General features: G+C 66.8%; 21 protein-coding genes and 2 pseudogenes. 11 read left to right on the plus strand and 12 right to left on the minus strand.

Features of this window, described 5'->3' with window-relative positions:
- Positions 1–62: 62 nt before the first annotated feature.
- The gene (locus ABD52_RS23780) at positions 63–1,625 is read right to left on the minus strand and encodes a hypothetical protein (protein ID WP_047893294.1); all 1,563 of its coding nucleotides are present in this window, start codon (positions 1,623–1,625) and stop codon (positions 63–65) included.
- 654 nt (positions 1,626–2,279) lie between these two features.
- Between ABD52_RS23780 and ABD52_RS23785 the strand changes: the two genes are divergently transcribed.
- Positions 2,280–3,881, plus strand: a complete 1,602-nt coding sequence (locus ABD52_RS23785; protein WP_047893295.1) for a hypothetical protein — start codon at positions 2,280–2,282, stop codon at positions 3,879–3,881.
- A 107-nt stretch (positions 3,882–3,988) separates the two neighbouring features.
- Here the strand turns inward: ABD52_RS23785 and ABD52_RS39305 are convergent, their stop codons facing one another.
- From ABD52_RS39305 to ABD52_RS38485, 8 genes and pseudogenes are all read right to left on the minus strand, one after another.
- Positions 3,989–4,567, minus strand: a complete 579-nt coding sequence (locus ABD52_RS39305) for a hypothetical protein (protein WP_152748312.1) — start codon at positions 4,565–4,567, stop codon at positions 3,989–3,991.
- A gap of 555 nt (positions 4,568–5,122) precedes the next feature.
- Positions 5,123–5,464, minus strand: coding sequence for a hypothetical protein (locus ABD52_RS23790; RefSeq protein WP_152748313.1), 342 nt, complete (start codon positions 5,462–5,464; stop codon positions 5,123–5,125).
- Between the two features lie 158 nt (positions 5,465–5,622).
- On the minus strand, positions 5,623–6,207 hold the full coding sequence (locus tag ABD52_RS23795; RefSeq protein ID WP_152748314.1) for a hypothetical protein: 585 nt from the start codon (positions 6,205–6,207) through the stop codon (positions 5,623–5,625).
- Positions 6,208–6,321: 114 nt separating this feature from the next.
- Positions 6,322–7,098, minus strand: a complete 777-nt coding sequence (locus tag ABD52_RS23800; protein WP_152748315.1) for a hypothetical protein — start codon at positions 7,096–7,098, stop codon at positions 6,322–6,324.
- Between the two features lie 175 nt (positions 7,099–7,273).
- Positions 7,274–7,573: a hypothetical protein gene (locus ABD52_RS23805; protein ID WP_152748316.1), complete on the minus strand. Its 300-nt coding sequence runs from the start codon at positions 7,571–7,573 to the stop codon at positions 7,274–7,276.
- 116 nt (positions 7,574–7,689) lie between these two features.
- Entirely contained in the window at positions 7,690–8,799 is a 1,110-nt protein-coding gene (locus ABD52_RS23810; protein ID WP_053065483.1) for an ImmA/IrrE family metallo-endopeptidase, read from the minus strand.
- Entirely contained in the window at positions 8,796–9,491 is a 696-nt protein-coding gene (locus ABD52_RS40285; protein ID WP_200905231.1) for a hypothetical protein, read from the minus strand. The genes ABD52_RS23810 and ABD52_RS40285 overlap by 4 nt, the downstream gene beginning before the upstream one ends.
- Before the next feature lie 336 nt (positions 9,492–9,827).
- Positions 9,828–10,161, minus strand: a pseudogene (locus tag ABD52_RS38485) (ArsR/SmtB family transcription factor); the annotation flags it as partial.
- A gap of 60 nt (positions 10,162–10,221) precedes the next feature.
- On the opposite strand from ABD52_RS38485, the gene ABD52_RS23820 reads away from it, so the two are divergent.
- Both ABD52_RS23820 and ABD52_RS38490 read left to right on the plus strand, forming a co-directional pair.
- A complete protein-coding gene (locus tag ABD52_RS23820) occupies positions 10,222–10,944 on the plus strand; it encodes a hypothetical protein (protein WP_152748317.1) in 723 nt (240 codons plus the stop codon).
- Positions 10,945–11,162: 218 nt separating this feature from the next.
- Positions 11,163–11,609 (plus strand): very short patch repair endonuclease, encoded by a 447-nt coding sequence (locus ABD52_RS38490; protein WP_082171379.1) that lies wholly within the window; start codon positions 11,163–11,165, stop codon positions 11,607–11,609.
- On the opposite strand, the gene ABD52_RS23825 is transcribed toward ABD52_RS38490, so the two are convergent.
- A complete protein-coding gene (locus ABD52_RS23825) occupies positions 11,554–13,449 on the minus strand; it encodes a DNA cytosine methyltransferase (RefSeq protein ID WP_047893302.1) in 1,896 nt (631 codons plus the stop codon). The genes ABD52_RS38490 and ABD52_RS23825 overlap by 56 nt on opposite strands.
- 289 nt (positions 13,450–13,738) lie before the next feature.
- On the opposite strand from ABD52_RS23825, the gene ABD52_RS23830 reads away from it, so the two are divergent.
- Genes ABD52_RS23830 through ABD52_RS23845 form a run of 4 tightly spaced genes read left to right on the plus strand, consistent with a single transcriptional unit; the run spans position 13,739 to position 20,769 of the window.
- Positions 13,739–15,226 (plus strand): ATP-binding protein, encoded by a 1,488-nt coding sequence (locus tag ABD52_RS23830; RefSeq protein WP_047893303.1) that lies wholly within the window; start codon positions 13,739–13,741, stop codon positions 15,224–15,226.
- Positions 15,216–18,017, plus strand: coding sequence for a Z1 domain-containing protein (locus ABD52_RS23835; protein WP_053065485.1), 2,802 nt, complete (start codon positions 15,216–15,218; stop codon positions 18,015–18,017). Before ABD52_RS23830 ends, ABD52_RS23835 begins: the two co-directional genes overlap by 11 nt.
- Positions 18,014–19,012: a PD-(D/E)XK motif protein gene (locus tag ABD52_RS23840; RefSeq protein ID WP_047893304.1), complete on the plus strand. Its 999-nt coding sequence runs from the start codon at positions 18,014–18,016 to the stop codon at positions 19,010–19,012. Before ABD52_RS23835 ends, ABD52_RS23840 begins: the two co-directional genes overlap by 4 nt.
- Positions 19,009–20,769, plus strand: a complete 1,761-nt coding sequence (locus ABD52_RS23845; protein ID WP_047893305.1) for an AIPR family protein — start codon at positions 19,009–19,011, stop codon at positions 20,767–20,769. Before ABD52_RS23840 ends, ABD52_RS23845 begins: the two co-directional genes overlap by 4 nt.
- Positions 20,770–20,855: 86 nt before the next feature.
- On the opposite strand, the gene ABD52_RS23850 is transcribed toward ABD52_RS23845, so the two are convergent.
- A complete protein-coding gene (locus ABD52_RS23850) occupies positions 20,856–21,398 on the minus strand; it encodes a prepilin peptidase (RefSeq protein WP_235437541.1) in 543 nt (180 codons plus the stop codon).
- Between the two features lie 211 nt (positions 21,399–21,609).
- Entirely contained in the window at positions 21,610–21,960 is a 351-nt protein-coding gene (locus ABD52_RS23855) for a helix-turn-helix domain-containing protein (RefSeq protein ID WP_047893306.1), read from the minus strand.
- A gap of 815 nt (positions 21,961–22,775) precedes the next feature.
- On the opposite strand from ABD52_RS23855, the gene ABD52_RS23860 reads away from it, so the two are divergent.
- The 4 genes and pseudogenes from ABD52_RS23860 to ABD52_RS23875 all read left to right on the plus strand — a co-directional run.
- Positions 22,776–23,306: a hypothetical protein gene (locus tag ABD52_RS23860; RefSeq protein WP_235437542.1), complete on the plus strand. Its 531-nt coding sequence runs from the start codon at positions 22,776–22,778 to the stop codon at positions 23,304–23,306.
- A complete protein-coding gene (locus ABD52_RS23865) occupies positions 23,300–24,163 on the plus strand; it encodes a hypothetical protein (RefSeq protein WP_047893308.1) in 864 nt (287 codons plus the stop codon). The genes ABD52_RS23860 and ABD52_RS23865 overlap by 7 nt, the downstream gene beginning before the upstream one ends.
- Positions 24,160–24,840 (plus strand): SAF domain-containing protein, encoded by a 681-nt coding sequence (locus ABD52_RS23870; protein WP_082171380.1) that lies wholly within the window; start codon positions 24,160–24,162, stop codon positions 24,838–24,840. The genes ABD52_RS23865 and ABD52_RS23870 overlap by 4 nt, the downstream gene beginning before the upstream one ends.
- 20 nt (positions 24,841–24,860) lie before the next feature.
- Positions 24,861–25,092: pseudogene (locus tag ABD52_RS23875) on the plus strand (hypothetical protein); the annotation flags it as partial.

The raw sequence follows: 25,092 nt of genomic DNA on the forward strand, positions 1-25,092 counted from the left end.
GGTTTACGCTGTGGCACGCGGCCACCGCCAGATCTGAAGTCATGTCCACAGCAGACAGACGATCACGCGGTGGCCGCACCTCGTCTACCCGGCCCCACCAGCGACATCTCAAACGGCGGCTGCCGTACTAGGACCACCTTCTGCCGCCCGAGCAGAAAGTCGATGGTGTCGATCTTGAAGTCGACACCATCGACGGGCAGGTCGGGACAGGTGAGCGTGTCAATGACATCGTTGAGCGAGCGGGGCTTGCCGTGGCTGGCCATGTACCGGAAGGACGTCGCGTAGATCTCGTCGAAGGGCAGTGGCCGCAGACAGAGCTGCTGCGGCGTGGCCACCGCCCACGTCCAGCTGATTTCGGGGAACGCGGGCCAGCCCTTGGGCATCTCCACGACGGCACTGCCGGATGTCAGCTCCGTGCGGAGGCGGTTGACTTGGGTGGCGGCTGAACTAACCCAGTCCTCGATCTTGGTGACTTCGGGAAGCGAGATGGCGTCGATGGGCCACTTGATCTCGAGACAGAGGCCTCGCCGCTGGCTCGGGTCCACCGCCACCACGTCAAGGTCGCCAGCCGTTCGGCGGTCTTGACGCCGGGCTCGTATCCGGTCGGCCACAAGGACTCCAGGTATCTGACCGAGCCAGTCCTTCCACTTCACTGCCCGGTTTCCCTGCCGTTGACCGACGGGCCCGTACCGGCCGGGGTCGTACGCGGAACTACGCAGGATGATCGCGTCAATGACCCGAGGCGTGATGAGCGGCGGGCACACGATGATGGTGTCCTCGAGCTTTGCCAGCGGTGATACGCGGCAGGAGCGGCCGCTAGCGTAGGTGAGGCGTTCGATGATGGCGTCGATGCATGCTGTCGAAACCGTTGGAAGCAGCTCGGCCGTCATCTCCAGCAGCGTGGTCCGACGGAGGCTCGCCAGAGTCGTCTCGGTGCGCTTGAGCATGCGCGCCGCCGCCTCGCACAGTGAGGCGAATCCCATGACGGCCGACAGCACATCAGCGACTTGGCCCACGGTCAGGCCGCCATCGAGTTGGAAGGAGTCGGGGAGGTTTCCCTCCGGCAGCGCGTGGCGGTAGGCGTCGACAGCCGTCTTCGCGCGCTGCGCCGCCGCGCGGAGGACATCCGCCGGGGGGAGTTCTCGGGATGCTCTTGGCCGGCTCCGGATCCATGCCCGTTCGACTGACGTGATTCCGGGAAGGTTGGCAGGGGCGATGGCGTGTTCGAGGAAGGCGTCGGCCGCCTCAACTGCGGGATTCCAGCGGTGTCGGATCCGGAAGGCCTCGCCACGACGGCGAACCTCGTAACCACCGGCCCTGAGGGTGCCGCGGAGGTTGTCGAGGCGGGTCGCTTCCAGGGCGGCGAGGCAGATATCCGCGGCCTCTACGTCTTCGCAGGGCCCTTGTCCCACGGGAATCTCGTGGTGCCACGTGATGATCTGGGCGAGGACGGACTCCCATGGCACATCGCTATCACGCGCTTGAGCAATCTCCATTGCACGGAGGCGAGTCGCATGCTGGAGCAGCGTGAGCAACCGCTCCGGCGCGGACCGCCAGCCGGGAAGTTCGCGCGCCGCCTGTCGGCGGCTGTCGATGAGGCTCTGGAGCTCGTCGTCGGGTCTCACGTCGTCATCCCGAGTCTCCCCGTCCTCTCGCTCCTGTCGAATTGGCCTTATCGATTGTTCAGCATCGGCCTGGCCGTGGCGACCCCCCAACGCCAGTGCTGCGGCTTCGCCGGGCCACGGTCCGTTGCGCCATCGAGGGCGCCGGCCGGGCTTGAGGTCAGAGTCGGCACAGGATGCCACCATCGCCGAGCCAGGTTGTCGGTGCCGACTGGTCAACTTGCCGGGCGACCGGATCCGTCAGGAGGAACGAGTCGTACGGGGGTCCCGGGCCTGTTCATGCGCTCGCTTCTCTTTCCGGTGCCTTCCGGTGCCTTCCGGTGCCGACGCCAGCTGAACTTTTCAGGCGGAGCCGACATTCCGGGTGCGCACGCCAGTGTCGGCTCCGCGTGAAAATTCAGCCCGGCGTTGACAGCGGCTGGTGGTGCGGGCAGGAGGAAGGCTACGGCGGCGTACCGCAAACCGACAAGGTCCTCAGGGCTGGTCACCAGCCAGTTGAACGTCCCACGTCTTGGCTGCTGACCAGACCGAGCGGCAGGCAACTGTCCGGTCCGACCCTCCAGGCTCCCACTCCCAGCTGCCACGTTTCCTGCGGATCGAGGCCCGAGCCCGAAGACAGTACGGTGTTCATCGTCGCATGTGGTGTGAGGAGGGGCGATGCAGGTCCTCTATGTCGTGGAGTTCGAGGTCCGGCCGCGGGACGACTCAGTCGATCCGTACGCGGTGACGCTGGCCAGCATCGTTTCCTGGCTCGCCTTGGCCGCAGGCCAGAGCGTTGACCAGAGTGCGATGGAATCCAGCGGTCGTCTCGACCTTCGGCCAAATCGGTCCGGTGCTCCGCGCACAGCCGTCTGGGATGTCGCCGGCGCAGAGGACTCGAAAGCGGTCCGAGTTGAGGTCCGCGACGAGAGCCGGGAGTCGGGCCCTGTTTTCGTGACCCGCCTGACGCTCGGACAGCTCGCTTCAGGAACGACTGTCCGCGTATCGATGGCAAGGGAGAGCCCACCGACATGGCTCTCACCCGCGCCACCGGCGGACCTCCGGCAACCAGGCGTCATCCGTTCGCTACTCGAAGACGACCAGATCGTGCTCTCGATCGTCGGACAGTTGCAAGACGGCCGCTACCTGCAGGTTCGTACCGATGCTGAGGTCGCCACTCTGGTTGGGGCCATTCGCAAGCCCTCGCGGCTGCCGATCCTGCTCATCCACACCCGAACACTGCCTGCACTTGCGGCAGCTCGGACAGCCGCAGCGAAGCTCGTCGGCCTTGTTCGTGTCGTGACTCTCGACTATCGAGCTTCGCGTGCTCTCGACGCTGACCTGCCCGGGTACGCGCCACCACTCGCAGGGGCTCGGCTGGTTTGGAGCGATCCATCCGCACCCACAGTCTCGTTTGACGAGTCGCAAGTCAGCTCCGCCGACTCGGATATGTTGCGAGCTCAACTGATGCGTTTGCTCGCGCCGGTCTCGGTTCTCGCACGCGGTCTGGACCGCGCCTATCGTGAGGCGCGTCGCGCAGAGATCGCTTACCAGGATCGTGATGCACGAGCCCGGACAGAACATGCGCTAGCCGAAGGCGACACCAGCGCGCAGATCGAAGCACTGCGAGATGAACTGGCTGCCGCCCGTGCAGGCGCCGATGATTGGCAGCAACTTGCCGCCGAGGAGGAGCAGCGGGCCGATCGCTTCCAGACGGAAGCTGGGAAAGTGCCCGCACTTGAAGCGAAGATCGAGCAGCTCACGATTGCGCTTCGCGCAATCTCCGTGCCGGGTGACACTGAGGCGACTGAGGAGGATCCGTGGGCTGTTCTTCCCGGGCTCGTTGCGGGCAACGCCTCCAGCGCGGAGGGCCTCTTCCTTCATCTCGCGGATGCTGCAGCCGGGCGCATCGTTTTCACGGATCGAGCCGCCTCGTCCTGGAAAAAGAGCAAGTACCCCTTTCCAGACGAGATGGCCGAGTGTCTGACCAAACTCGCTCGCGTGGCGGTCGCGCTCTACGACGGCAGCGATCGGAACTATCCGCATCTCGACACGTGGATAAGGGATGAGTTTGATCTCAGAGTCGCCTTGCAGGACGACAAGATCGAAAAGACCTCAAAAATCCGATACTTCGACTATGAGGGCGCGACGCGCGACCGAACTCCGCACGTCAAAGTGAGGGATTACGCGCCACCGTCGCAGGTGGGACGGATCCACTTCGCGCTCGACCCCGAAAATCGCAGGCTGATCGTCGACCATGTAGGGCTGAAGCTGTACTGATCGACACCACAAGAGCACACCGTGCGGTGTGACGGCCTCGAAGCTCGTGATGAGCGTGAGCGGCGGCGCGATGATCATCGCGGTTGGCGCCAAGCGGATGTGCCGGATCAGCGTGTCAGCGTCCCCAGATTCTTGATCCGATCGCCCGCTTTCGAATGCCACAGCAGTTGCGTGCGCCGCCGGACGGCGTCGCTGAGTCCCACTCTGTCCGCCGCTCGCAGTACTCGTCCTCGCAGCGCGTCCCTTTCTGTCTCGCCGTAGATGAGCAGGGCGCCGCACTCGTACCCACGTTCCGCTTGAAGGAACACACTGAGGGTATCGATGTCTTTGCGTAGCGGCGCGGGCCTGAGGGGGGCCGCTGCCTTGACTTCAACCACGACCGCGTTGTGCCTCCAGTCCCCAGGTTTGTGCCAGACCAGGTCCGGCTTGTGTTGCCCGCCGTCGATGACCGCGTTCAGGCCCGCCTTGTCAATTTCTCCTGACAGTACGTAGGCGGGTGCGCCTGCGGCTGCGCCCCAGGGCCCTTCGCTCAGCACCCGGATCTGGTGGTAAAGCTCGTAGCAGTACACACGTTCGCGATAGCGCGTCACGGGTCCGGTGGTGTTGTGAACTGCGACCGGAAGGAGGAACCAGCGCTCGGGTACGCGCCGGGCTGCCTCGTCGAGAAGCCTCAGGAATGCGGCCACTGGCTCGGGGGTAGACGGGTCCACGATAGAGCCTTTCTCGTCGATCTACCACAGCAGTCTGCCCGGGCTGGCCAGCTACTGCAAACGGGCGCATAGGAGCCAGTCAGCGCAGAAAGCCATCCGCTTCCTGGAGGGCTACGTCGCCCGACAGATCTTCCCCCTGATCGCCGGAGCTCTGTCACCAGCAACAACGCCGATTTCCGCGACTTGTCAATCATGGGGGCGTCATTACGCGGTGAGTGCCCAGTCTCCGTAGCGTTTGCCGTGGAAGGCGGGGTCGTCGTCGCCGCAGCCAATGGTGGCGATGACGTCCCTGGCTGCAGCTGCGTCTCAGGTGAGCCGGGCCGGGCTGTCCCTGTGATGTCGATGCCGGCGTCGCGCATGACTGCAACGGTCACCGGGTTGATCTGCTTGGCGGGCAGAGCGGACCTCGACGGTGTCGTCGGCAAGGCGGCGGAGCCGGCACGTCCGGCCACCTAGGAGCGGCCGGCGTTGTGGACGCGGATGACGCGAAACGATCGCCCGCATGCTGCAGACAAATAACGAGTCAGGACGCTAGGGCAGCCCGAATCTTTGGATCCTGCCGACCTCCACTATCAGCGCGTCCAGCGGGTATCGGGCGAAGGCCTGCGGTAGAACGAAGTGGGTCCATAGGCGCCGTTGATCGGCGATTCCGATGAAGGCGAAGTCCAGGGCGAGTTGGCAGGCGACGAACAGTTTCGCGGACTCCGAGGCGTCGGCGGCTGTCGTCGCTTCGCCGATCGCCATGAGTTCCGGAGATTCCAGGAGGACCCGACGTGGCACGTACGCCACGCACCCACCGCCACCACCCTTGCCAGCGTCGAAGCCGAGTCCGATGAGTTCCTCCTCCGCGCAACCGAGGGTGAAGGCCGTCATCGCGTGGAGGTCCGTGGGCTCAGGCCACCCCGGGTGGTCGGTGCGGGCCATAAGATTGTTCACCCGGAAGGATAGTGCCCGGTCCAGGACCAACCGAACCTCGGCATCGGTGTATCTCGCGGTATACGCAGCCCGCGCTAACCTACTCAGGTCCGGGCCTAGCCGCGCAGCTGGCCCTGCGCCGCCCTGATCGGTCTCAGGAGCTGAGTTTTTATCTCGTCGGGGACATCGGCTGCGGACAGCCGCGACCGCTCGGTCGTAAGCCAGTCCGACAGCAAGGGCACCTCGACGTGTGCCGGCCTGGCCTCACGAGTCGGCTCGGACTCGTCGCTGTCGCCAAGGATCGGTCGCCAGTCCGCAGCGAACAGGTGCCTGGCCTGGGCGGAGCCTCGCAGCCGGCCAGCGGGTGGTTCCGCTCCGTCGTCCCGCCGCGCCGGTGGCTGCGCCGACGCTCCTTGCACCGACGTTAGGTGGGCAACGACGACGGCGGTCAGGTCGGCCGTCGGGTTCGCGGATGCCGGATCCGATGCTTCCGTAAGGGCCGCCGCTGGTGCCCGCCGCAGCGCGGCCACGGCCCGGATCACCTCGACAGCCGCGTAGAAGGCCACCGCCGCCAGACCGGCCGGCCACACGCGGGGAGAAGTCGTGACGATGTTCGTGACCAACCCGACCAGGGCACCCGCTAGCACGGCGGCGATTGCCAGCAGACCGTGGGACCATGCGGTACCGCGCAGTCGGATCACACGGACCACGATAGGGCCGCTTGCAACCAACTCCACGGGGCCGAGGGCGACGGCGGCGCCACTTCGGTACGCAGCGGCGCCTGCGGGTGGCGGTTTCTTGTCAGGGCTGAGCGATCACTTTGATGCGGACGGCGCGAAGCGGTCAATGAGGTAGCGGGCGGCGGTGGTCAGCGCGTGGGTGCGAAAGTGCGCCTCACCAACAGGCGAAGTCCCTGGATGCGAGCCGTTGGTCTGTACGATTTTCCACAGTCCGCGGATGTAGAGGCCGCCGTCGTCGGCGGGAAGGTACCCCTGGTCAATCAAGAAACTAATTGCTCTACCGCCCGCGCCCTGGCTGGTTCGGGAGAATCCCTGTTGAACGGCCAGATGGGCGACCACTTCCTCGAACATAGACCGTAGCTGCCCGTTGGCAGCCTCGTGCCGCCCGTCCGTCAGGCTGTCCACGGCTTGCCGGTAGTGATTGTGTGCGACGGTCATTCCGAGCCGCTGGAAGTCCTCTTCGAGCGCGGACACCAGTTCCCCCAGCGGAACGTGAGGCTCATCGAGCGGGAGAATCCGGGCTTGGCCGTCGGTCCGGCGAAGGTCGAAACCCGCTGATCGAGTAGCCTCACGCAGCCGGTTGAACTGGTCATCGTCGCAGCGTTCCGCGACCAGGGTGATGAACTCCATCAAGCCCTTGGCAACGTCCGTGTCCTTCCCGGCAGCCTTCACCGCGCCGCCTAACGTGCTGGCGATGAGCTCGGTCTTGGCGTAGCGCTGTGAGCCGGAGCGAGGTGGCGGCTGAAAGCGTTGCAACCCACATTCAAGGAACCGCAGCTCCAGATCGGAGCTGGTGAACACGGACGCGTACTTGCCAGCTTGACCTACCGCCCGAGCCAACGTGAATGCCACGACTCCATGCTGCCACAAGCAGCGGTGAACGGTCTATCGATCCGATCGACGCATTGGTCGTTGCCCTCTGCCGATACTGCGGCAGTACGGATATTCCAACGGCGTGAATGGAGTTGGATTTAGCTTGCCGTTGACCTTCGGCTCCAGCCCGGTGTAGCTGCGGACGAGATCTCCATCACCAAGTGTGACCGCGGTGAGTGTCGGCGGAGGGGCTTGTCGGCTGGTGCTGCTTGTTCGGGTGACGGCCCCGCCGTAGCTCGATCAGTAGGTCACCGGTGTTGCGGCCGCGGTGATCCAGTTGCCAGTCCTTGGGCACGTGCCCGCCGTAGCGCGCCGCATGGATCAGCCGACGCCAGGCCGCCCTCACCTGTTCCGGTGGGTCCAGAACCTGCACAGACCCTTGCGCCGCCTCAATCAGGTCCAACAGCCCCTGCACTGAGGCGGGCGGCATCGTTGAGCCGGGCAGGGCGTCCATGCAGGGATGTTTTGCACACCTGCGCGAGACGACAAGGGAGGCTCGCGGCTGCTCCGCGACGCCCTCTAAGTAAGGCAGGCAGAACGGAAGTGGGCGAACCCATGCCGCGTACTGCGCTATGCCTCGAGAGTGACTCGCGGGGCGGCCTGTGAACCCGCGGCGACTACGACGCTGAGCAGGTCGACCGACATGCCCGCCTGCTGTGCGATGGACGCGACGGTGTGCCGGTGCTCGGCGAGGAGTTCGGCAGCTTTGCCTAGCAGGGAGGGCTGTTCGCGAGCGCCCAGGTCCGCTGGCTCCGGGTAGCCCCACTCGGCGAGCATGTTCATGGCTCGCCGATATGTGTAGTCGCCGTAAACGCCCATGGCGTGGCCTCGGTAGACAAGTGCTTTGAGCGAGAGGCCCCAGCGGCGTTTGACCTGCTGCAACTGGTCAAAGTCTAGCCGGGTGGGCAGCTCCTCACGGAGCTGGATGGTCGGCGCGAGGAAATGCGAGCCGAAGGCGGAAGCCTCCCGCTCGAGGATCTGGCTGCCGGGTTCAGCGTCGTGGTGCAGCAGCAGGTGGGCCAGTTCGTGCGCGGCGTCCATCCTAGAGCGCGCCTTGTCGTTCTTGTGCGGGCTGATGAACACGTACGGCCTGGTCCCGTACCAGTGGGAAAAGGCATCTACCCGTTCCGAGACGTCCGGCAGGGTGAGGACGACGACGCCGGCGGCCTCGAGCAGGCGGACCATGTGAGGCACGGGCCCGTCGCCTAGGCCGAAGGCGTGGCGCGCAGCAACCGCTGCTGCCTCGATGTCGCGGTTGGAGGCGTCCTCTGGCAAATCGATCGACGGCAGGTCCAGCGACGGCAGCTCCAGGTGCTGTTCGATGACGTCAACGACGCGCCAAGCGATTTCGCCGAAGGCGAGGGCTTGGTCTCGTTCGGCTTGCGTGGTGGTGCGCAGGCTGCGGAAGTGCGGGTGCCCTGCTGTGGCTGGAGCAGGTATGCCGGCGGCAAAGAACTGAACTGGGACGGCGAGGGCAAGGGCGAGGCGGGCCAGCGTCGCGGGCGACGGCCGGGACTGCCCCAGCTCGTACTGGCTCACTGCGGTGGCGGTCACACCGACCTGATGGGCCAGTTCCTTCTTGCGGATGCGTCGCCACCGCCGGGCGAGTGTCAGTGCGTGCGGCTGGAACGCTACCGCTGCCAGCGCCGGTGCCTCTGCTCGCCCGCGGGTGGCCGTCACGCGAGCGCTGACAGCTGCACGCCGTCACCGCTTCGCTTCGACCGAACTAGGACGTCGAGCTCCGGGATCGGTACCTCGCCCGGCAGCCCAGAACCTCTAGCTGCAGGGCCGCCGTTCGCCGTCAGCACCGGGTGAGCCGGTTGACCGATCCAGAGCTGCACCTGGAACCAGGGCGACCCACCGTCGCGGTTGTCCCGTGGCAGGCCGAGGTAGGCAACCGCTTCGCCGGTGTCGATGTCGCCCGCGTGGGCGACGCGAACATGACGGCGGCGCGGCACCACACCGGTGAAAGCCTCGGGGAACTGCTCTTCGTCGTCGAGTGCAAGTTGGCCACTTCGGGTGTTCTCAACGGCCCCGCCGAGCCGCGCTTCGCTGCCTTCCCAGCGGATCGACTCGACGCTCGCGCCGGTGCCGCCCTGCAGGGAGTAGAGCCGCACGATGTAGCCCGCGCAGAGGATCTCCAACGAGTTGTCCTCGACCCGGGCGTCGACGCCGGCCAGACCGGCGAACTGCGCCGCTCCTAGGTTCGTCAGGTTGCGCCAGACGGTGGTTCCGAAGCTCATGGCGTCGTCGCCAAGGTCTGGCTCGTGTCGGTCAGCTGCCCTCCGATACACCTGCCGGATTAGGTCCGCGAGGGGAGTGAGCACGCCGTTCCTGCCGAGGGTTGCGACGGCCTTGCTCAGGTGATCCACGATCGGAAACATAGCAGATACTCCAGTTGGTGTTGTGGAAGTAAAGTGCGGGTCGTAAGTTGGGCCTTCCGGCAGGTCACCCAAGTTCGCTAGTCCAGAGGCGGCGAGGGCCTTTGCGGCCTTACCTGATCGCTGGGTCCTTTGTCGTCCAGCACTCCCACATGTCCCCTCCGGGAGGTCAACTCGCCACGGAGCAACCCTCGTCGCGATGTACAGGTCCAGCGGACAGGCCGAAACGCTGCCCGCGTCACGGCTGCCGCTGATCGTCTTCGCGGTAGGCGCCGGCGGCGCTCTTCGATGCCGTCGGTCAGTGAGCCTTCTTCGTTGCTCGCATGGGGGCGGCGTCAACAGGTCGACGATCGCGGCGATGGGCGGACGGCACCAGGCGGTAGTGCGCCCAGATGCCACGCTTGTTGCGTCCGAGCAGGCCGGCCTCGGTGAGGATCCGCAGGTGGTGATTGACGGTCGGTCGGCCGGGAAAGTCCAAGCGGCGCGGTGAGCTCACTGACAGACGCCCCCTTGGGGCCGACTGGATCAGGCTGAGCGGCCGCAGCCGGGCCGGGTCGGCGATTGCCTTGAGCACTCCCGCCAGCCGTTCGGCTTCGGCGCGTTCGATCGACTCGCCGGCGAGGGGCGAGATGGCGGGCGTCGCGTACGAGTCTCCCGCCACAGCTGTTTTCTGCGCCCTCAAAGTGATTGACTGCTTCGAGAACTTCGATAGGAGATGCGGTTGATCCCCTACACGCACATCCAGCTTGATCCAGCTTTGCCGCAGAATGCACCGTTCTGGATGCCGGCAGAAGACGAAATTGATGAAGAGGGCATCGGATTCTTCCGAGGCGTGTGGGCGATATTCGATGTGCCGCTGTCAGAAGCGGCCCAGGTGGTAGCCGACGAACGGGCTGCGGCAACTGCAGTCGACGCCGCGGCGGACGACGCTGAGACGTTCGAGTATTTCGCCCAGCTGATCGAAGCGCATAACCCTGATTTCCCGTCCGAGGATCCCGAGGATGAAGCGGGCATGGCCGTGCTTGCCGAACATGGTGACGTCGACTCGGTCAGCCTGTGCGGCCTTGAGCTTGGGGTCGCCGGGCTAACGTATGCGTTGGCGGCGACCGGGTGCGTACCGGCCGCCAGTTGCCGCAGTCACGCTGAGCGATCCTGGGCCGAGCGGCCGGTGGTTGTGGCCGCCATCGATCGGGCGCACGCGGACTGGTTGCAGCCGCTGGTTGAGCGCGCGTCCTGCGGATTCGACCTCGATGACCTACGTCCGCAGTTTCTGACTCTCCATGCGCGGTCGATCAAGGAGATGATGGACTTGGCCGCGGCGATTCTGGCCAAGGCTGAACACGATCCGCCACCGCCCCTGTGCTGGGGGCCGTCCTCGAATGATGAACAACCCGTGGAGGATCGCGTGGAAGTGGACGGGCAGCAGTCACTGTTCAACTGCTGAGCCATGGCGGGTCATTTGGCGCTTCTTCCTGGCAGCCCTGCCCGTCGTAGCCTTGGGGAGGTTCTTGGCCGCTTGGATCACCGGGTCGCCAGCAGGACTACGACGACCTGCCGAGAAATGGCCTTAAGCCGGCCCGGTCGTGGTCTGCCTTGGGAAGGCTTCTTCAGGCTCCATGTGGCGGCCGGGCGGTCGGCCATGCCGATCACTATCCTGGTGGCATGGGGCAGGCGGGCTCTGGTAGCGGCACCGACGCTCGGGGTTGGGTCTCGACCCAGGCCGGCGCACATCTACGCGGGCGCCGGGTACGCGACACAGGACCAGAGATCGCCCTCCGCAGCGCCGTGCACGCCCTCGGGATGCGTTTCCGGCTACAGCGACAGGTGGTCGGCCGCTGCAAACCTGACCTCGTGTTCATGGGGCGACGGTTGGCAGTGTTCGTTGACGGCTGCTTCTGGCACGGTTGTCCCCAGCACGGACCGCGGGCCTTCCGAGGACCGAATGCGGATCGCTGGCGTCAGAAACTGCGTGACAACCAGGAGCGGGACCGCCGCAATGATGCTGCCCTGGCCGATGCAGGGTGGCGCGTGTTGCGACTGTGGGAGTGTGAGATCAAAGCTGATGTGATGGCTGCGGCCCGACAGGTGCAGCGGGCTTTCCAGAGCTGACGAAGCGCGCGCCGAAGTGGCAGTTGTTGCGAATGGGGCACGTTCGACAGAGTTGCCTGCTGGGCTCAGTCCGGCAAACGGTAGCTCCCAGTAGTCGCACGGCCGCCATACGCGATGCTGCGTGCACCCCGGACCCGACGAGCAGCGCAAGGTCGAGCCTGCCGGCGGTTAGCCGGTTCGTCGTGTGTGAGTCGCTGCCGACCACTCGTGCTGCGACACGGGTCGCCGTCTGGTTGGGCACCAAGCGGTCTTCGCCGAGGAGTAGCCGGAATAGGTCTGTCTCGGCTGCCCGCAGTCGGAGTTTGATCTCCAGTTGGTCGGGGTCGTGAGCGACGTCGGGGTCGTCCAGCAGCGGGGCGAGCCGCTCAACGGCGTTACGAAGCCTCGACGTGGTCCTACCGTCAAGAACGCGCTCCAGCAGTTGCCGCGTCAGGGGGGCTGTGTCTCGCAGGGGTTCCAGTGTGGCGCCGAGTCCAGGCTGACCACCGACCATCGCCACCAGCGCCGCCAGGGCCGGTGGGCGACCCTGCGAAGGCAGCAGGTACCAGTGATCGCCCAGACGCTGACGGGTGGCGTGCTGAGCGAGAATCTTGCGGACGGTACCCCACTCGCGGTGCTCGTCGTCTGAGGGTTTCTCTTGAGCCATCAGCGCCAGCGCGGCGGCCTCACCAAGCATCGGTGGTACGGCGTTGCCGATCTGCCGGAAGGCGTCACTCCGGGTTCCGGCGAAACGGAAGCTGTCGGGGAACGTCTGGATGCGTGCTGCCTCACGGACGGTGAGGGTGCGGTGCTCCTCCGGGTGGATGTACCAGTAGCCATCCTTGGCGATGTGCGCGGTGATCGACCGACTCCGGTCGTCCCAGTCCAGGCGCTTGTACTTGTCATCAAAGGTGTCGGCGGTGTACCGACGCAGGCTCGGGTCGATAGCCGAGTAGAGGGTCTTCGAGGTCATCAGCGAGAAGACCTGGCGGTCATCGTCGCGCACCGGGCGGGTCATGTGATCAAAAACGACACCGGTCTCGGCGCCGCGGCGCATGCGTAGGGCGAACTTGCTCAGGTCCTTGGACGTGTGCTCCATCCGGCGTCCGCCGGTGCCGAGCTCGAGCCGTGGCAGGTCACCGATGGCCTCCCTCAGGGTGGTGAACTGCTCAACCTCCTGGGGCCAGGCGAACGATCCGCTGTCGCGGCGAGCGAGCAGGATCAGCCGTTGGCGGTGCTGAGGAACCCCGTATCGCCATGCGTCCACAAGTCGCACCTGCGTGCGGTAGCCGTCCTGCTCCAACATCGCGACGATGGTGCGCACCACAAACATCTCATCGCCCAGTGCCATGTCCGGCACGTTCTCCATGAGCACCGCACGGGGGCGGACCTTGAGGACGACGTCGACGAAGGCACGCCACAGTTCCTTGCGGTGGTCCTCTGCGTCGCGCTTGCCGGCATCAACGAGGCTGCGGATCTTACTGCGTCCCGCCCGGCTGAACGGCTGGCAGGGCGGTCCTCCGGCGACGAGGTCGATCTCGGTCCGTCGGAGGAGTCGCACAAGGTCGGCTCGGGCGACCTTGTCTCCGAGGTCGACGTCCAGAGCCAGCCCTGGAAAGTTCGCCCGATGAGTGTCCAGCGCCTTGCGGTCATGGTCCACGGCGGCGGCGACGGTCCAACCTGCATCGGTGAGACCCTGACTCAACCCGCCGGCCCCGGAGAACAGGTCGACAGCAAGACGCCCTCCCGCAGCCAACCTTTGTTCGCACCACTGCGGGAATGACTCCAGGTTGCAGCCGTCCTCGCGGGGGAGGAGTCGAAGGTCGTCGCTCCGCTGCAGCTTCACACCATAGGTGGCCACCCGGACGCCGTCCCCCCATTCGATACCTCATGCAGACTGCGGTCGCACGCGTGTATGAACGACCGGTCAGGCACACTGTACGACGATGATCGCTTTTCGTCACGTCGCAGCGCTGTCCGGGTCGTCCTCGGTGGCGCCCGTCGGTCTGGACACTCTAGGTGGTCCGTCCGCCCGCACGCCCGGTGCCCCCAACCTCACCAGGTCGCGGTGATCTCGCCCCGTTCGTGGGGCGGAGAACGTCGGAGAGAGGTCGTATGCTGGCGCCCTGTAACACGAGCGAAGGGCACCGATGACGGTCGAGCCGCGCGCACTGCACGCACCCCCCAACGCCGCTGCTCTGATCGAGTCCCTGCGTGCCCTGGGTTATCACCTGCCAGACGCGATTGCCGATCTGGTCGACAACTGTGTGACTGCCGGTGCCCGCTCGGTAAGCGTGGAGTACAACGCTGATCGAGGAACCGGCTGGGTGGCGGTGGTCGACGACGGCAGGGGCATGACCGAGGACCAGCTCCACCGGGCCATGCACCTAGGCGTGGATGGACCTCTGGCGGCGCGCCCACGCGGGGACCTAGGCCGGTTCGGCCTCGGGCTGAAGACCGCCTCGTTCTCGCAGGCCCGCAGGCTCACCGTTCTCACGCGCACGGATGCGGGCACCACGGCTGCCCGCACCTGGGATCTGGGCTTCGTCGCTGAGCGGGGCGACTGGTACGTCCTCGACAGCGTTGATGACGAGGCGCTACGCATAGCAGAGCAACTCGGGATGGCCTCCCCGGGGACGATGGTGCTGTGGCGCGACCTCGACCGTTGTGGTTACGGGAGTCAGCTGACCGACGGCATGGCCCGCGTGCGCGACCACCTGGCAGCGGTGTTTGGTCGCTTCCTGCGCGACGGACGCCTTCGTCTGGCCGTCGGTGGCCAACGGGTGCGGGGTTGGGATCCCTTTCTGACGGCGCACCCAGCGACCCAGGATCTCGGCTCCGCGCTGGTGGAGGGCGGGCTGTCGACCGCTGGCGTGACACCCTACGTCCTGCCGCACCCATCTCGCCTTACCAACGTCGAGACCCTGGCAGCCACCGGCGCGTCGGGCTGGAACTCGCACCAGGGTTTCTACGTCTACCGCAACAACCGTCTCCTTACGCTGGGAGGCTGGCTCGGACTCGCCGGCCTGCGCCGCACGCCGCAATGCCAGCTCGCACGCATAGCAGTCGAGGTCACCAGCGACGACGACCACTACTGGCAGGTAGACATACGCAAGGCCCGGGTCAGCCCGCCACCAGTACTACGCGACCGGCTACGCGAGATCGCAGTGCTCACACGCACGCGCTCGGAGCAGGTCTTCCGCCACCGTGGCACGTCGGTGGTTCCCTCCAGCCGGAGGGACAGCGGTGCACTGACCTTCGTCTGGCAACAGCGCAGCCGGCGGGGCCAGATCGGCTACCAGATCAACCGGGACCATCCAGTTGTCGCAGCTGCGCTGGCAGCCCAGGAAAAGGCGGCTGTAGAGGTGGCCCTACGACTGGTGGAGGAGGCACTGCCCGTCGGTCTGATCGCTACCGAGGTGTCGGCTGCTCCCGACCGCGCGGCGCAGGCACCTCTCGACGGCGCTGGCCAAGACGAGGTGGCCGCACTCTTCCGCGCCGCGGTCGCCGCGCTACCCCACGAACCGCACAGCCGGCAGGCTGTTGTCGCCGCCCTCCGGTCGACCGAGCCGTTCAATCGCTTCCCCGAGGCGCTCGACCGCGCCCTGGACGCTGAAGGAGCAGCAGGTGCTCATTGATCCGTTCACGATGGCCCTCGACGTCGCCGAGAAGCTTTTGCTGAGCCAGCCCCGTACCGATCGGACGATCGAGCGGATCCGCGAGGCGGCCGAGACCGCCGCGAAGCCTGCCAGCGTGATTGGTCCTGTCGATGTTGACCGGCTCGTCGAGGAGTTGGAGTCGCGATTCGACGTGTGGGTACCTCGCCCGGTGGCAGTGACCAGTCCCGACGCCCACCAACCGTGGTACCCGGAGCGCCGGGAGAAGATCTCCTTTGACTACTGGAACCGCTACCGCACCTGGCTCGCGTCCCGTCGGAGCTGGAAACCCCAGCCGGTGGAGGCCCTGGACGAGGCGACCGATGTGATCCTCGACCGCTTGGAGGACCCAGAACGCGCCGGCCCGTGGGCCTTCTACGGGTTGGTCTACGGGCAGGTGCAGTCCGGCAAGACCGCCAACTACACCGGCACCATCTGCAAGGCTGTGGACGCCGGTTACCACGTGGTGATCGTGCTCGCCGGGCGACACGAGAGCCTGCGCACCCAGACCCAGGCACGGCTGGATCTGGAGTTCCTCGGGTTCAACACCAGGGTCACCCGCACCCGGGGTGAGGGTGCGGGACTCGGCGACATCGGCGTGGGCACCCTGGGCCTCCGCCATCCCGTGCAGTGCTTCCCACTGACGACCACTGAGTCGGACTTCAAGAAGGCAGTGGCCCAGAGCACCGCCGTCGACCTGCGCAAGAACCGCGTTTTGATCGTTGTCAAGAAGTACAAGAGCATCTTGGAGAACCTGACTGGCTGGTTGGCCAACTTCAACAAGGACGGCGCCTTGGCCGACCTGCCGCTGTTGCTCATCGACGACGAGGCCGACGACGCGTCGATCGATACGCGCAAGACTCCTGACAAGAAGACGCACAGCGATCCCGAGCACGACCCCACAGCGATCAACGCCGCCATCCGTGACCTGCTCGGCCTGTTCGACAAGAGGGCCTACCTCGCCTATACGGCCACCCCGTTCGGCAACATCTTCATCCCGCACGACACCGACCATCCGGAGCACGGTCCCGATCTGTTTCCGCGCCACCTGGTCCTCGCACTGCGGCCGCCGACGAACTACTGCGGCCCGGAGACCGTCTTCGGGCTTGAGGACGCCACAGCCGACGAGGTTCGTCAGCCCCTACCGATCATCAGCGTCGTCGACGACCACGAAACGTGGATGCCTGACAAGCACAAGGGCGGCCACCGGCCACCGGCCCGGCTGCCTGCCTCACTGGTAAACGCGATCGACGCCTTCGTGCTGGCTACCGCGGTGCGTAAGGTCCGTGCCGCCCGGCCGGGCGGTCGGCCCGACCACAACTCCATGCTCATCCATGTCACCCGGTTCACCGACATTCAGACCGCTGTCGTCAATCAGGTCCGTCAGCACCTCGCGCACATGCGCGACACGTGGGGGGACCACGGCGCGGCCGGTGCGGCGCTGCGACGACGACTGTCCAAGCTTTGGAAGCAGGACTTCGTTCCCGTGCACCTCGACCTCGCCGCCCGCGACAACCTCGGTGACGCCGTGGGCGAGCCGGTGGTCCTCAAGGAGGTGCAGGAGATCCTGCCCGAGGTGCTTGCGGAGGCGGCGGGCAACGTCAAGGCGATCAACGGCACCGCGCAGGACGTACTCGAGTACGGATCCACGCCGGTGACTGTCGTTGCCGTCGGGGGCGACAAACTGTCCCGGGGTCTCACGCTGGAGGGGTTGACGGTCTCCTACTACCTGCGCGCGTCGAAGGCCTATGACACGCTGCTGCAGATGGGCCGCTGGTTTGGCTATCGGCCGGGCTACCTGGACGTCACCCGCCTGTACACGACCCAGGAACTGGTCGACTACTACGTCCACATCACCCGCGCCAATCGCAACCTGATGGACGTGGTCGCCACCGTGGCGGAGAACGGCGACACCCCCAGGGACGTCGGGCTCAAGATCGAAGATGGCTACGGTCAACTCCAGGTCACCGCCGCAGCGAAGCGACGATCTGCCACCACGCTGTCCTTCACCTTCTCCGGTGAGCGACCCGAAACACTCGTTATGCTCTCCGATCCCGTAACCAAGGCAGCCAACAAGACGGTGTTCGACCGGCTGGTCGAGAACACCCTCAACTGTCCCGAGCTTCCGGTTGAACGACGCCCCCGCGGTCAACGAGGCTACTTCCGCTCCGAGGTGCCCGCTGCCGTCGTCAAGGACTTCCTGAACGACTTCCGGGCGTCGCCCCGGAACGTCCAGGCCACCCCGAAGGTCCTCGTCGAGTACATCGAGGCCCAGGAGAGCAAGGGTGAGCTGACCCGGTGGATCGTAGCGATCGTCGCCGGCAAGGCCGACACCACCGACACCATCGACGGCGTCGAGCTGCGGCGTATCACCCGGAAGAACACCACCAACAGCGACCCCGCTAGGTGCAGGGAGCACGAGGTCGGCGTGTTGGTCAGCCCCACCGACGAGGCGATCGGCTTCGACGCCGAGCAGCTCGCCGTCGCGAAGAAACGTACCCAGGCACTCGCCGGAGACCAGACCACGGTGAAACGCCCCAGTGGACAGGTGCTGCGCAGGATGCGGGACCCCGCCGAGGGCCTGCTCGTGGTCTATCGCGTCGACCCGGGTACCAACCAGGACGATGACCTCCTGATTGGGTTCGCGGTTCCGTTCCCGCGGTCCGACAACGCCAAGCGCCTGCAGTACAAGGTCAACAACGTGTTCATCGAGAACCTCGCCAAGAGCCTCCGCGCCGAGGAACTGGGCCAGTCCGAGGACGATCTCGAGTGACCGCACCCACCGTTGACGAGATCGCCCGCCTGTTCGCCCAGATGGAACTCGCGCCCCCCGACCAGCCCGGCGTCCTGCGGCGCCGGCTGCGTGCCGATCTGCGTCATCTCGACATCCACGTCGAGGTCGCGCTGCCCGAACGGACGCGAGCGCTGGTCGTCACCGCCGCTGACGCCGTTGACGACCAGCAGCTACTGAACACCGCCGGGCTCAGGTGCAGCACCCAGGGCGGAACCGTCCGGGTGCAGGCCGAGCCGAACGTCGAGGCCGAGCTGTTCTGCACTCTGGTGGCCGACCTCGTCCACCACGCAGGTACCGCCGCCGTCCAGCCGACAGCGGCGCTGGTACACCGCATTCGGTGCTGGCAGAAGATGCTGGCGGCCGGACTTAACACCGGCCTCTCGGCGCAGGCTCAGCTGGGCCTTTTCGGGGAACTCGTCGCCCTTCGCGAGATCGCCCTGCCCGCTTGGGGGCCAGCGGCCCTGCAGGCGTGGGTAGGGCCGACGGGCGCCCCACAGGACTTCCGGTACGGCCGCGCCGCGCTGGAGGTCAAGTGTGTGTCGTACCGCGATCCGGAACACTGCCGGATCAGCAACGAACGCCAGCTCGACAGCGCCGACATCGACCTCCTGTGCCTGGTACACCAGAGCGTGCGCTCCGGCTTCGACGGGGGCGTCACCCTGCCCGAGATCATCGATGCTGTGCGTGCCGACCCTGCCTTGGCCGGGTATCGGTTGTTGCTGGAGGAACGCCTGATGCACGCTGGTTGGCTCGACGTGCACCGCCACCAGTACGAGCGTGAGCGCTACGGTCTCACGGCGCGACGTTGCTACCGAGTGGTTCCAGGCTTTCCACGCCTGACCTCTCGCGATGTTCCCACCGGGGTCCGCTCGGTGAGCTACTCGGTGGAACTCGACCAGTGCGCCCCGTTCCTCCTCACCGAGCGAGACCTGGCGCAGCTGCTGCGTCAGCACACCCCTGAGGAGGTGCCGTGACCGGTAACACGGACCTTGCGGACTTCGCCGAGGACCTTCGCGTCGAGGTCAACCAGCGGCTGGCCCTCGAGCCTGAGAGCATGAACGGCGACATGTTCGTACGCGTGGTCGGCGAACGGCTGATGGCCGACGGGGCACTAGAGGACCTGCACGTCTGCTACCTACGGCAGACGGGCCGCCCGTCGCTCGAGGTCGCCGGGTACCACATCGGCCAGGACGGCACCGTCCTCGATCTGGTGACCAGGGCGACCGATCGGGGAGCCACGACAGTCACCAGAAGCCAGGTCGACCAGCTCTTCCGCCGTGCTGCCGCGTTCGCCGAGGCCTGCCGCGACGGCCTGCACCGACGGATGGAGGAGTCCTCACCCGCGTACGACATGGCGCAGAGGATCCACGCCGAGTGGCAACAGCTCCGAAAGGTTCGGATACTGCTCGTCACCGACGGGCGTACCACGCTCGACCGCCTCGACGCGGGCACAGTCGCTGGACTACCAGCCACGTACGACGTCTGGGACATCACCCGGCTGCACCGGCTGGCAACCTCAGGGCGTGTGCAGGAGGAAATCGTCATTGACCTTGAGGCGATGGGCGAGGTGGTGCCGGTACTGGAGTCACCGAAGCAGTCCGATGGTTATCGCTGCCTGCTCGCCGTGCTGCCGGGGCAGCTGCTGGCTGATCTCTACGAACAGCACAGCGGCCGACTGCTGCAGCGCAATGTTCGTGCTTATCTGCAGGCGCGCGGACGCGTGAACAAGGAGATCCACACGACCCTCCGTACGGCCCCCGGCCGCTTTCTGGCCTACAACAACGGCATTTCGGCCACCGCCACCGACATCGCGGTCCGAACGGTCGACGGAGCCACCGTGCTCACACGGCTGCACGACTTGCAGATCGTCAACGGCGGTCAGACCACTGCTTCGCTACACCACGCGGCCACGCTCAAGGCGGACCTGAGCGACGTCCACGTCATGGCGAAGATCACCGTTGTGCCGGCCGACATGCTCGACGAACTGGTGCCGCGTATATCGCGTTACGCCAACTCGCAGAACGCCATCCGGCCCGCCGATTTCGAGGCCAATGGTGCCTTCCACGTAGGTCTCGAACGCGTCTCCCGGGCGGTGTGGGCACCGGCGGTTGGTGGCGCCACCCGCCAGACCCGTTGGTATTACGAACGCGTCCGCGGTCAGTACCAGGTAGAGCGCAGCCGACTGCGCGGCAGAGGCCAGCTGGGTAGGTTCGAGCAGGAACATCCCCCCGCCCAGCGTTTCGGCAAGACAGACGCTGCCAAGTACGAGATGGCCTACCTACGGCAACCCCACACCGTCAGCCTCGGCGCCGAGAAGTGTTTCCACGAGTGGACCCTGCAGTGCCACCTCGACGAGCGAGACGAGCCGAGCGTCCAGTACTTTCAACACCTCATCGCTAAGGGCATCCTCTTCCAACGGATCCGCTCCCGTATTCTGGGCATGAAGCTGGGGGGTTACCCCGGTCAGACCGCCGCCTACGTCATGGCCCTCATCCTGGAGCGGCTCGGTGGGGGAATCGACCTTGACCTGGTGTGGCGTCTACAGAGCCTGCCCAGCTCGGTGGCGGCCGTTATCCCAAGCGTCACCGAGCTCGTTCGCCAGGTCATCATCGATCCGCCCGACTCGGCAAACATCACGGAGTGGTGCAAGAAGGAGGCCTGTTGGCGCAGCGTTCAACAGGTTGCATGGCAGCCGCCGCCCGACCTCGCCGGCCTAGCCATGGCACCATAGGCACCAATGGGCAGTAGGGCGAGCTGGGCGAATCCGTAGGGAACCAGGGAGTCACGTCGGCGCGGATCCGTGTTACTGATCATGTCCTACGCTGTCAGTAGAAGAGTGGCAAGGGCGCCGGCCACGAGGTACGGCCCGAAGGCTAGCCTGTTTCCGTCGCGGCGAACCAGGCGGATGAGCGCGGCGGGCGCGGCGAGCAAGTACGGCAGGACCGCGCCGAGGAGCACTGCGTCCCAGCCGAGCGTGCCGAGGGCGGTGCCGAGTAGGGCGGCGAGCCGTACGTCGCCGAGTCCCATGCCGCTGCCGCCAATAAGGGCGAGCAGCAGGTATCCACCGCCGAGCGCCGCGCCGGCCGCCGCAGCGACGACGAGCCGCCGGCCGTCCGCGGTCATGGCCGCCTCGGCGGCGAGAATGACGAAGACCGCCGCTGCCGCGACCGCAATGACGGGAGTGGGTAGACGGCGTACGGCGATGTCGACGGCCGCGAGCAGCGCCCCGCTGTAGAGGATGACCAACCACACCGCCCAGGTGGCAAGGCCGGATAGCTCGGCGGATCGTAGGCGCAGGCCGATACCGATCGAAGCGACTGCGAGGCTGACGCTGCCGAGCAGCCGATCGGACACAGCCACGCACGGAGAGGTGGCAAGCCGTTGCCGACCTCCCGAAGGCGCGTCCTCTGCCGCTCCGATGGTTCTGGCAGATGGGCCGGGGACCGCCAGCAGCCGCGTGGCACATGGCAGCACCGCGCCGACCAGCGCACCGGTGAGCCCGGCGCTGCCGAACAAGAGTGCCGCGTCGAGGTGACTCACCGCGACCCAGCCCTCGCGTCCTCGACGCTATTCAGGGGTGGGTGCGGTTGTTGGCCGAGGGCTGGCTGGTCTCGTCGCCGTAGGTGTCGAGCCATTGCCCCAGGTCGGACATGAATGACATGAGCACTGGCAGTAGTTCCTCACCGGCTTCGGTCAGGGCGTAGCGGCTGCCCTCGGTGCTTGCGACGTGCCCGACGAGGCCGTGCTCCTGCAGCCGCCGCAGAGCCTCGTTCAGCGATTTCGAGCTGGGCGCAGGGCTGATGGTGTGCAGGAGATCGGTGAAGCGCATGGGCTGCCCCTGCTGCAGCGCGGTCAGGATCTCCAGGGACCACCGGTGTCCGCACAGCCGGACAGCGTCGTAGACGCGTTGAAAGGAATGCACCGCCTTCCCTCCCCGTCAAGGTCGGCTACCCCGACGAGTGTAAGGGCAGCACTGCGCAGCGTGAATAGTGAAATTCACGACCTCCGAAGGATGAGGTGCTGGTTAATCGACAGACGTGCGTCCTGAAGAGCGGCGTTCGCCCAGCTTGTCGCACGCCAGTGCCAACGCCGCTAGGGAATCGGCAAGGGCCCGGCCTGGCCGTGAGAGCAGGTAGACCGACGCGGCATCTGTTACGTCCCAGCTTCCGGCTCCCGAGGCGCGCCCCACCAGTCCGGCAGCCGCCAACCAGCGCAGGTCGCCTGCAAGTTCGGCATCGTCTCGGCAACTTCCAAGCTTCGCGAGCTCGTCTAGGCTGGAGTCGCCGCGGTCGCGCAGCGTGACGAGGGCTGCGACCGCGCTCGCTCGTCGGCCCAGTTCGCGGGCTAGGTCGCGGGGGCAACGAGCCTCAGCACTGCGCCTCATATCGGGACTCCCTCGAACTGTTCAGAGGGATTCTAGAGGCATCGATACCTGCGGGCATAGTGTCGCTAACCCGACACCCGGCCGCCGATTTGCTCTGCTTTCAGCTTATTAGCGCTTACCGAAGGGTGCTCACGGAGTCGTAATCACCTCACGGTAAGTACGTTGCGGTAACTGCGGGGTCCGGGTGTAGAGGTGGATTCAGACCGCGCTCCCTGGAACTTCCACGCATCGCTCCAGGAACGCTGGCGCGTGCTGTGGTGGGGCGCACCTGAGGAGGAAAAGTGACTGTCCGTGATCGACGGAGGCGTCGGGTCAGGCACCGACCATGCCGACCCCGCAATCCGCTGCCCGCTGTGGCTGTTCTCGCCGCACTGGTTGCTATCGCGGCTGCGGGCGGCTGCACGGGTGCCGAGCCCGCCGAAGACAGCCGAACTCCTCTGCCATCTGTTCCCGCGCCGACCCAGGACGCCCGCGGCAGCGCCGAGGAAGCGGCGTTGGACGCCTACCGAGGCATGTGGCAGGCCTACGCGAAGGCCGGCCTGACGGCCAACCCGGACGAGCCTTCCCTGGCTGCGCACACCACCGACGAAGCGTTGACGAACCTGAAGAACGGCCTGGCGAAGCTTCGCCGGGACGGCGAGGTCGTCAAGGGCGAGTACCAGTCGGATCCGCAGGTCACGGAAGCCTCGCCCGCTGCCACGCCGTCGAGCATCTCTGTGCAGGACTGTCTGAACACGGAGCGATTCCTCACCTACAAGACGGCGACTGGAGCGTTGGCCGATGACGTCCCGGGCGGGAACCGTGCCGTGAGGGCGACCGTGACCCGCGACGACGGCGGCTGGAAGGTGTCCAGCTTCGGTGTGCAGGCGGTCGGCTCATGCTGAGGCGTGCTCTGCGCGCTGGGATCGCGCTCTTGATTGTCGGCGTCGGCGTCGGCGCCTTCTCCCCGGCTTGGGCCGACGACGGGCTGGGAAACGTGGACTGTAGCCAGACCCCGAACGCGGCCGAGTGTGACATCAGCGTCGGCACTCCGGGTGGACCGGGCGGCTCGAATGGCGGCAACCAGGGCGGCGGCGGTTCCGATGACGGCTCGGGTGGCGGCGGCGAGGACGGCTGCTACTGGGCGCCGGTCGACGTAGACCTCCCGCCGCCGCCCGGCAAGGGCCCTGAGGGCGGTTGGTATTCGCGGACCTGCGTGGCCAACGGGCTGGGGTCGCAGGACGTGCCGGTGTGGCTGGACCAGGTGCCGACGGTGAACCTGGCGGTGTTGGCGCAGTCCGCGCGTTCTCGGCTGCGCCTGCCCTCGCCGCAGATCCGCACGAATCCCGCCACGGCGCCGTTCGTGCTGGTGCAGGTGCCGGTGTGGCTGTGGGTGGACCCGGCCACGTGGGGTGCTCGGTCGGCGACCGCGTCGGTGCCTGGGGTGTCGGTCACCGCCACCGCGACGCCGACCCGGGTGGTGTGGTCCTTCGGCGACGGCAGCGGCGACCTGACGTGCACTGGTCCGGGCAAGCCGTGGAAGCCGGGAACGGACCCACGGGGGGCCTCGCCGTGCGGGCACACCTACACCTCCTCGTCCGCTGTCGCGGCGGGGGCGGCGTTCCGGCTTCGGGCGACGGTGACGTGGTCGGTCACCTGGTCTGGTGCCGGCGGCGGGGGCGCTCTCGGCCCGCTCACGACGGCCTCGACGGTGTCTGTGCGGGTGGCGGAGTCCCAGGCGATCGTCGGAGGTGTCCGGTGAGCGTCACGACGGACCGTCCCCGCGCGGTGAACATCGCCGCTGCGGATCTGCCGCCGGTGTCCACCGGTATGCGGCGGGTGGGGCGGCGCAGCGGGCGGCGGGTGGTCGCCGGGGTGCTGCTGGTCCTGGCGACGGTGGTGACGTTTTGGCAGGTGGATCTGCGCCGGCACGCCGACGAGCAGTTCCTCGCCGTCGCGCGTGACGTGTCGGCGGGTCAGGTCATCACCGACGCCGATGTGCGGGTGGTGCGGGTGGCGAACCCGTCCGGCCTGGACCTGGTCCCGGCCGAGCGGCGCGGCGGGGTCGTCGGCCGTTCGGCGGCGGTGCCGCTGGCGGCAGGGAGCCTGCTGGTGTCGGCGCAGGTCGGGCCGGCGGCGTGGCCTGCGGCGGGGCAGGCGGTGATCGCGGTTCCGGTCAAGCCGGGCCGGGCCCCGACGAGCCTGACCGCCGGGTCGCGGGTGGTGGTGCTGGTCGCCCCGCCAGCGGGGGGCGGGCAGCAGGCGCCGCAGCAGAACAACGGTGTACGCCGGGCGGTGGCCACGGTCGTGTCCGTGGCGGAGGGCGCGGACCAGGTGGGCACGCAGTTGGTGACGGTGCTGCTCGCCGCGGATGCGGCGGAAGCGGTCGCGGCGGCCCCGGGGGACGTGTCGCTGGTGCAGCTCGGCCCGTCCCAGTGAGACGTGAGGAGGTGCGGGAGATGTTGGTGGTGGTGGCGTCGGTGTCCGGCGCGCCGGGTGCGTCGACGGCGGCGTTGGGGATGGCGGCGTTGTGGCCGGGGCATCCGGCGTTGCTGGTGGAGGCCGATCCCGGTGGTGGGGTGGTCGCGGCGCGGTTCGGGCTGGCGCAGGAGCCGGGGCTGGCGTCCCTGGCGGCGGCGGCCCGGCACGGCGGGCACGCCGGTGGGGCGGCGCCGTATGTGCAGCAGGTGC

Source organism: Micromonospora sp. RV43, from assembly GCF_001029515.1.
In the GTDB taxonomy this organism is placed as follows: Bacteria; Actinomycetota; Actinomycetes; order Mycobacteriales; family Micromonosporaceae; genus Micromonospora; species Micromonospora aurantiaca.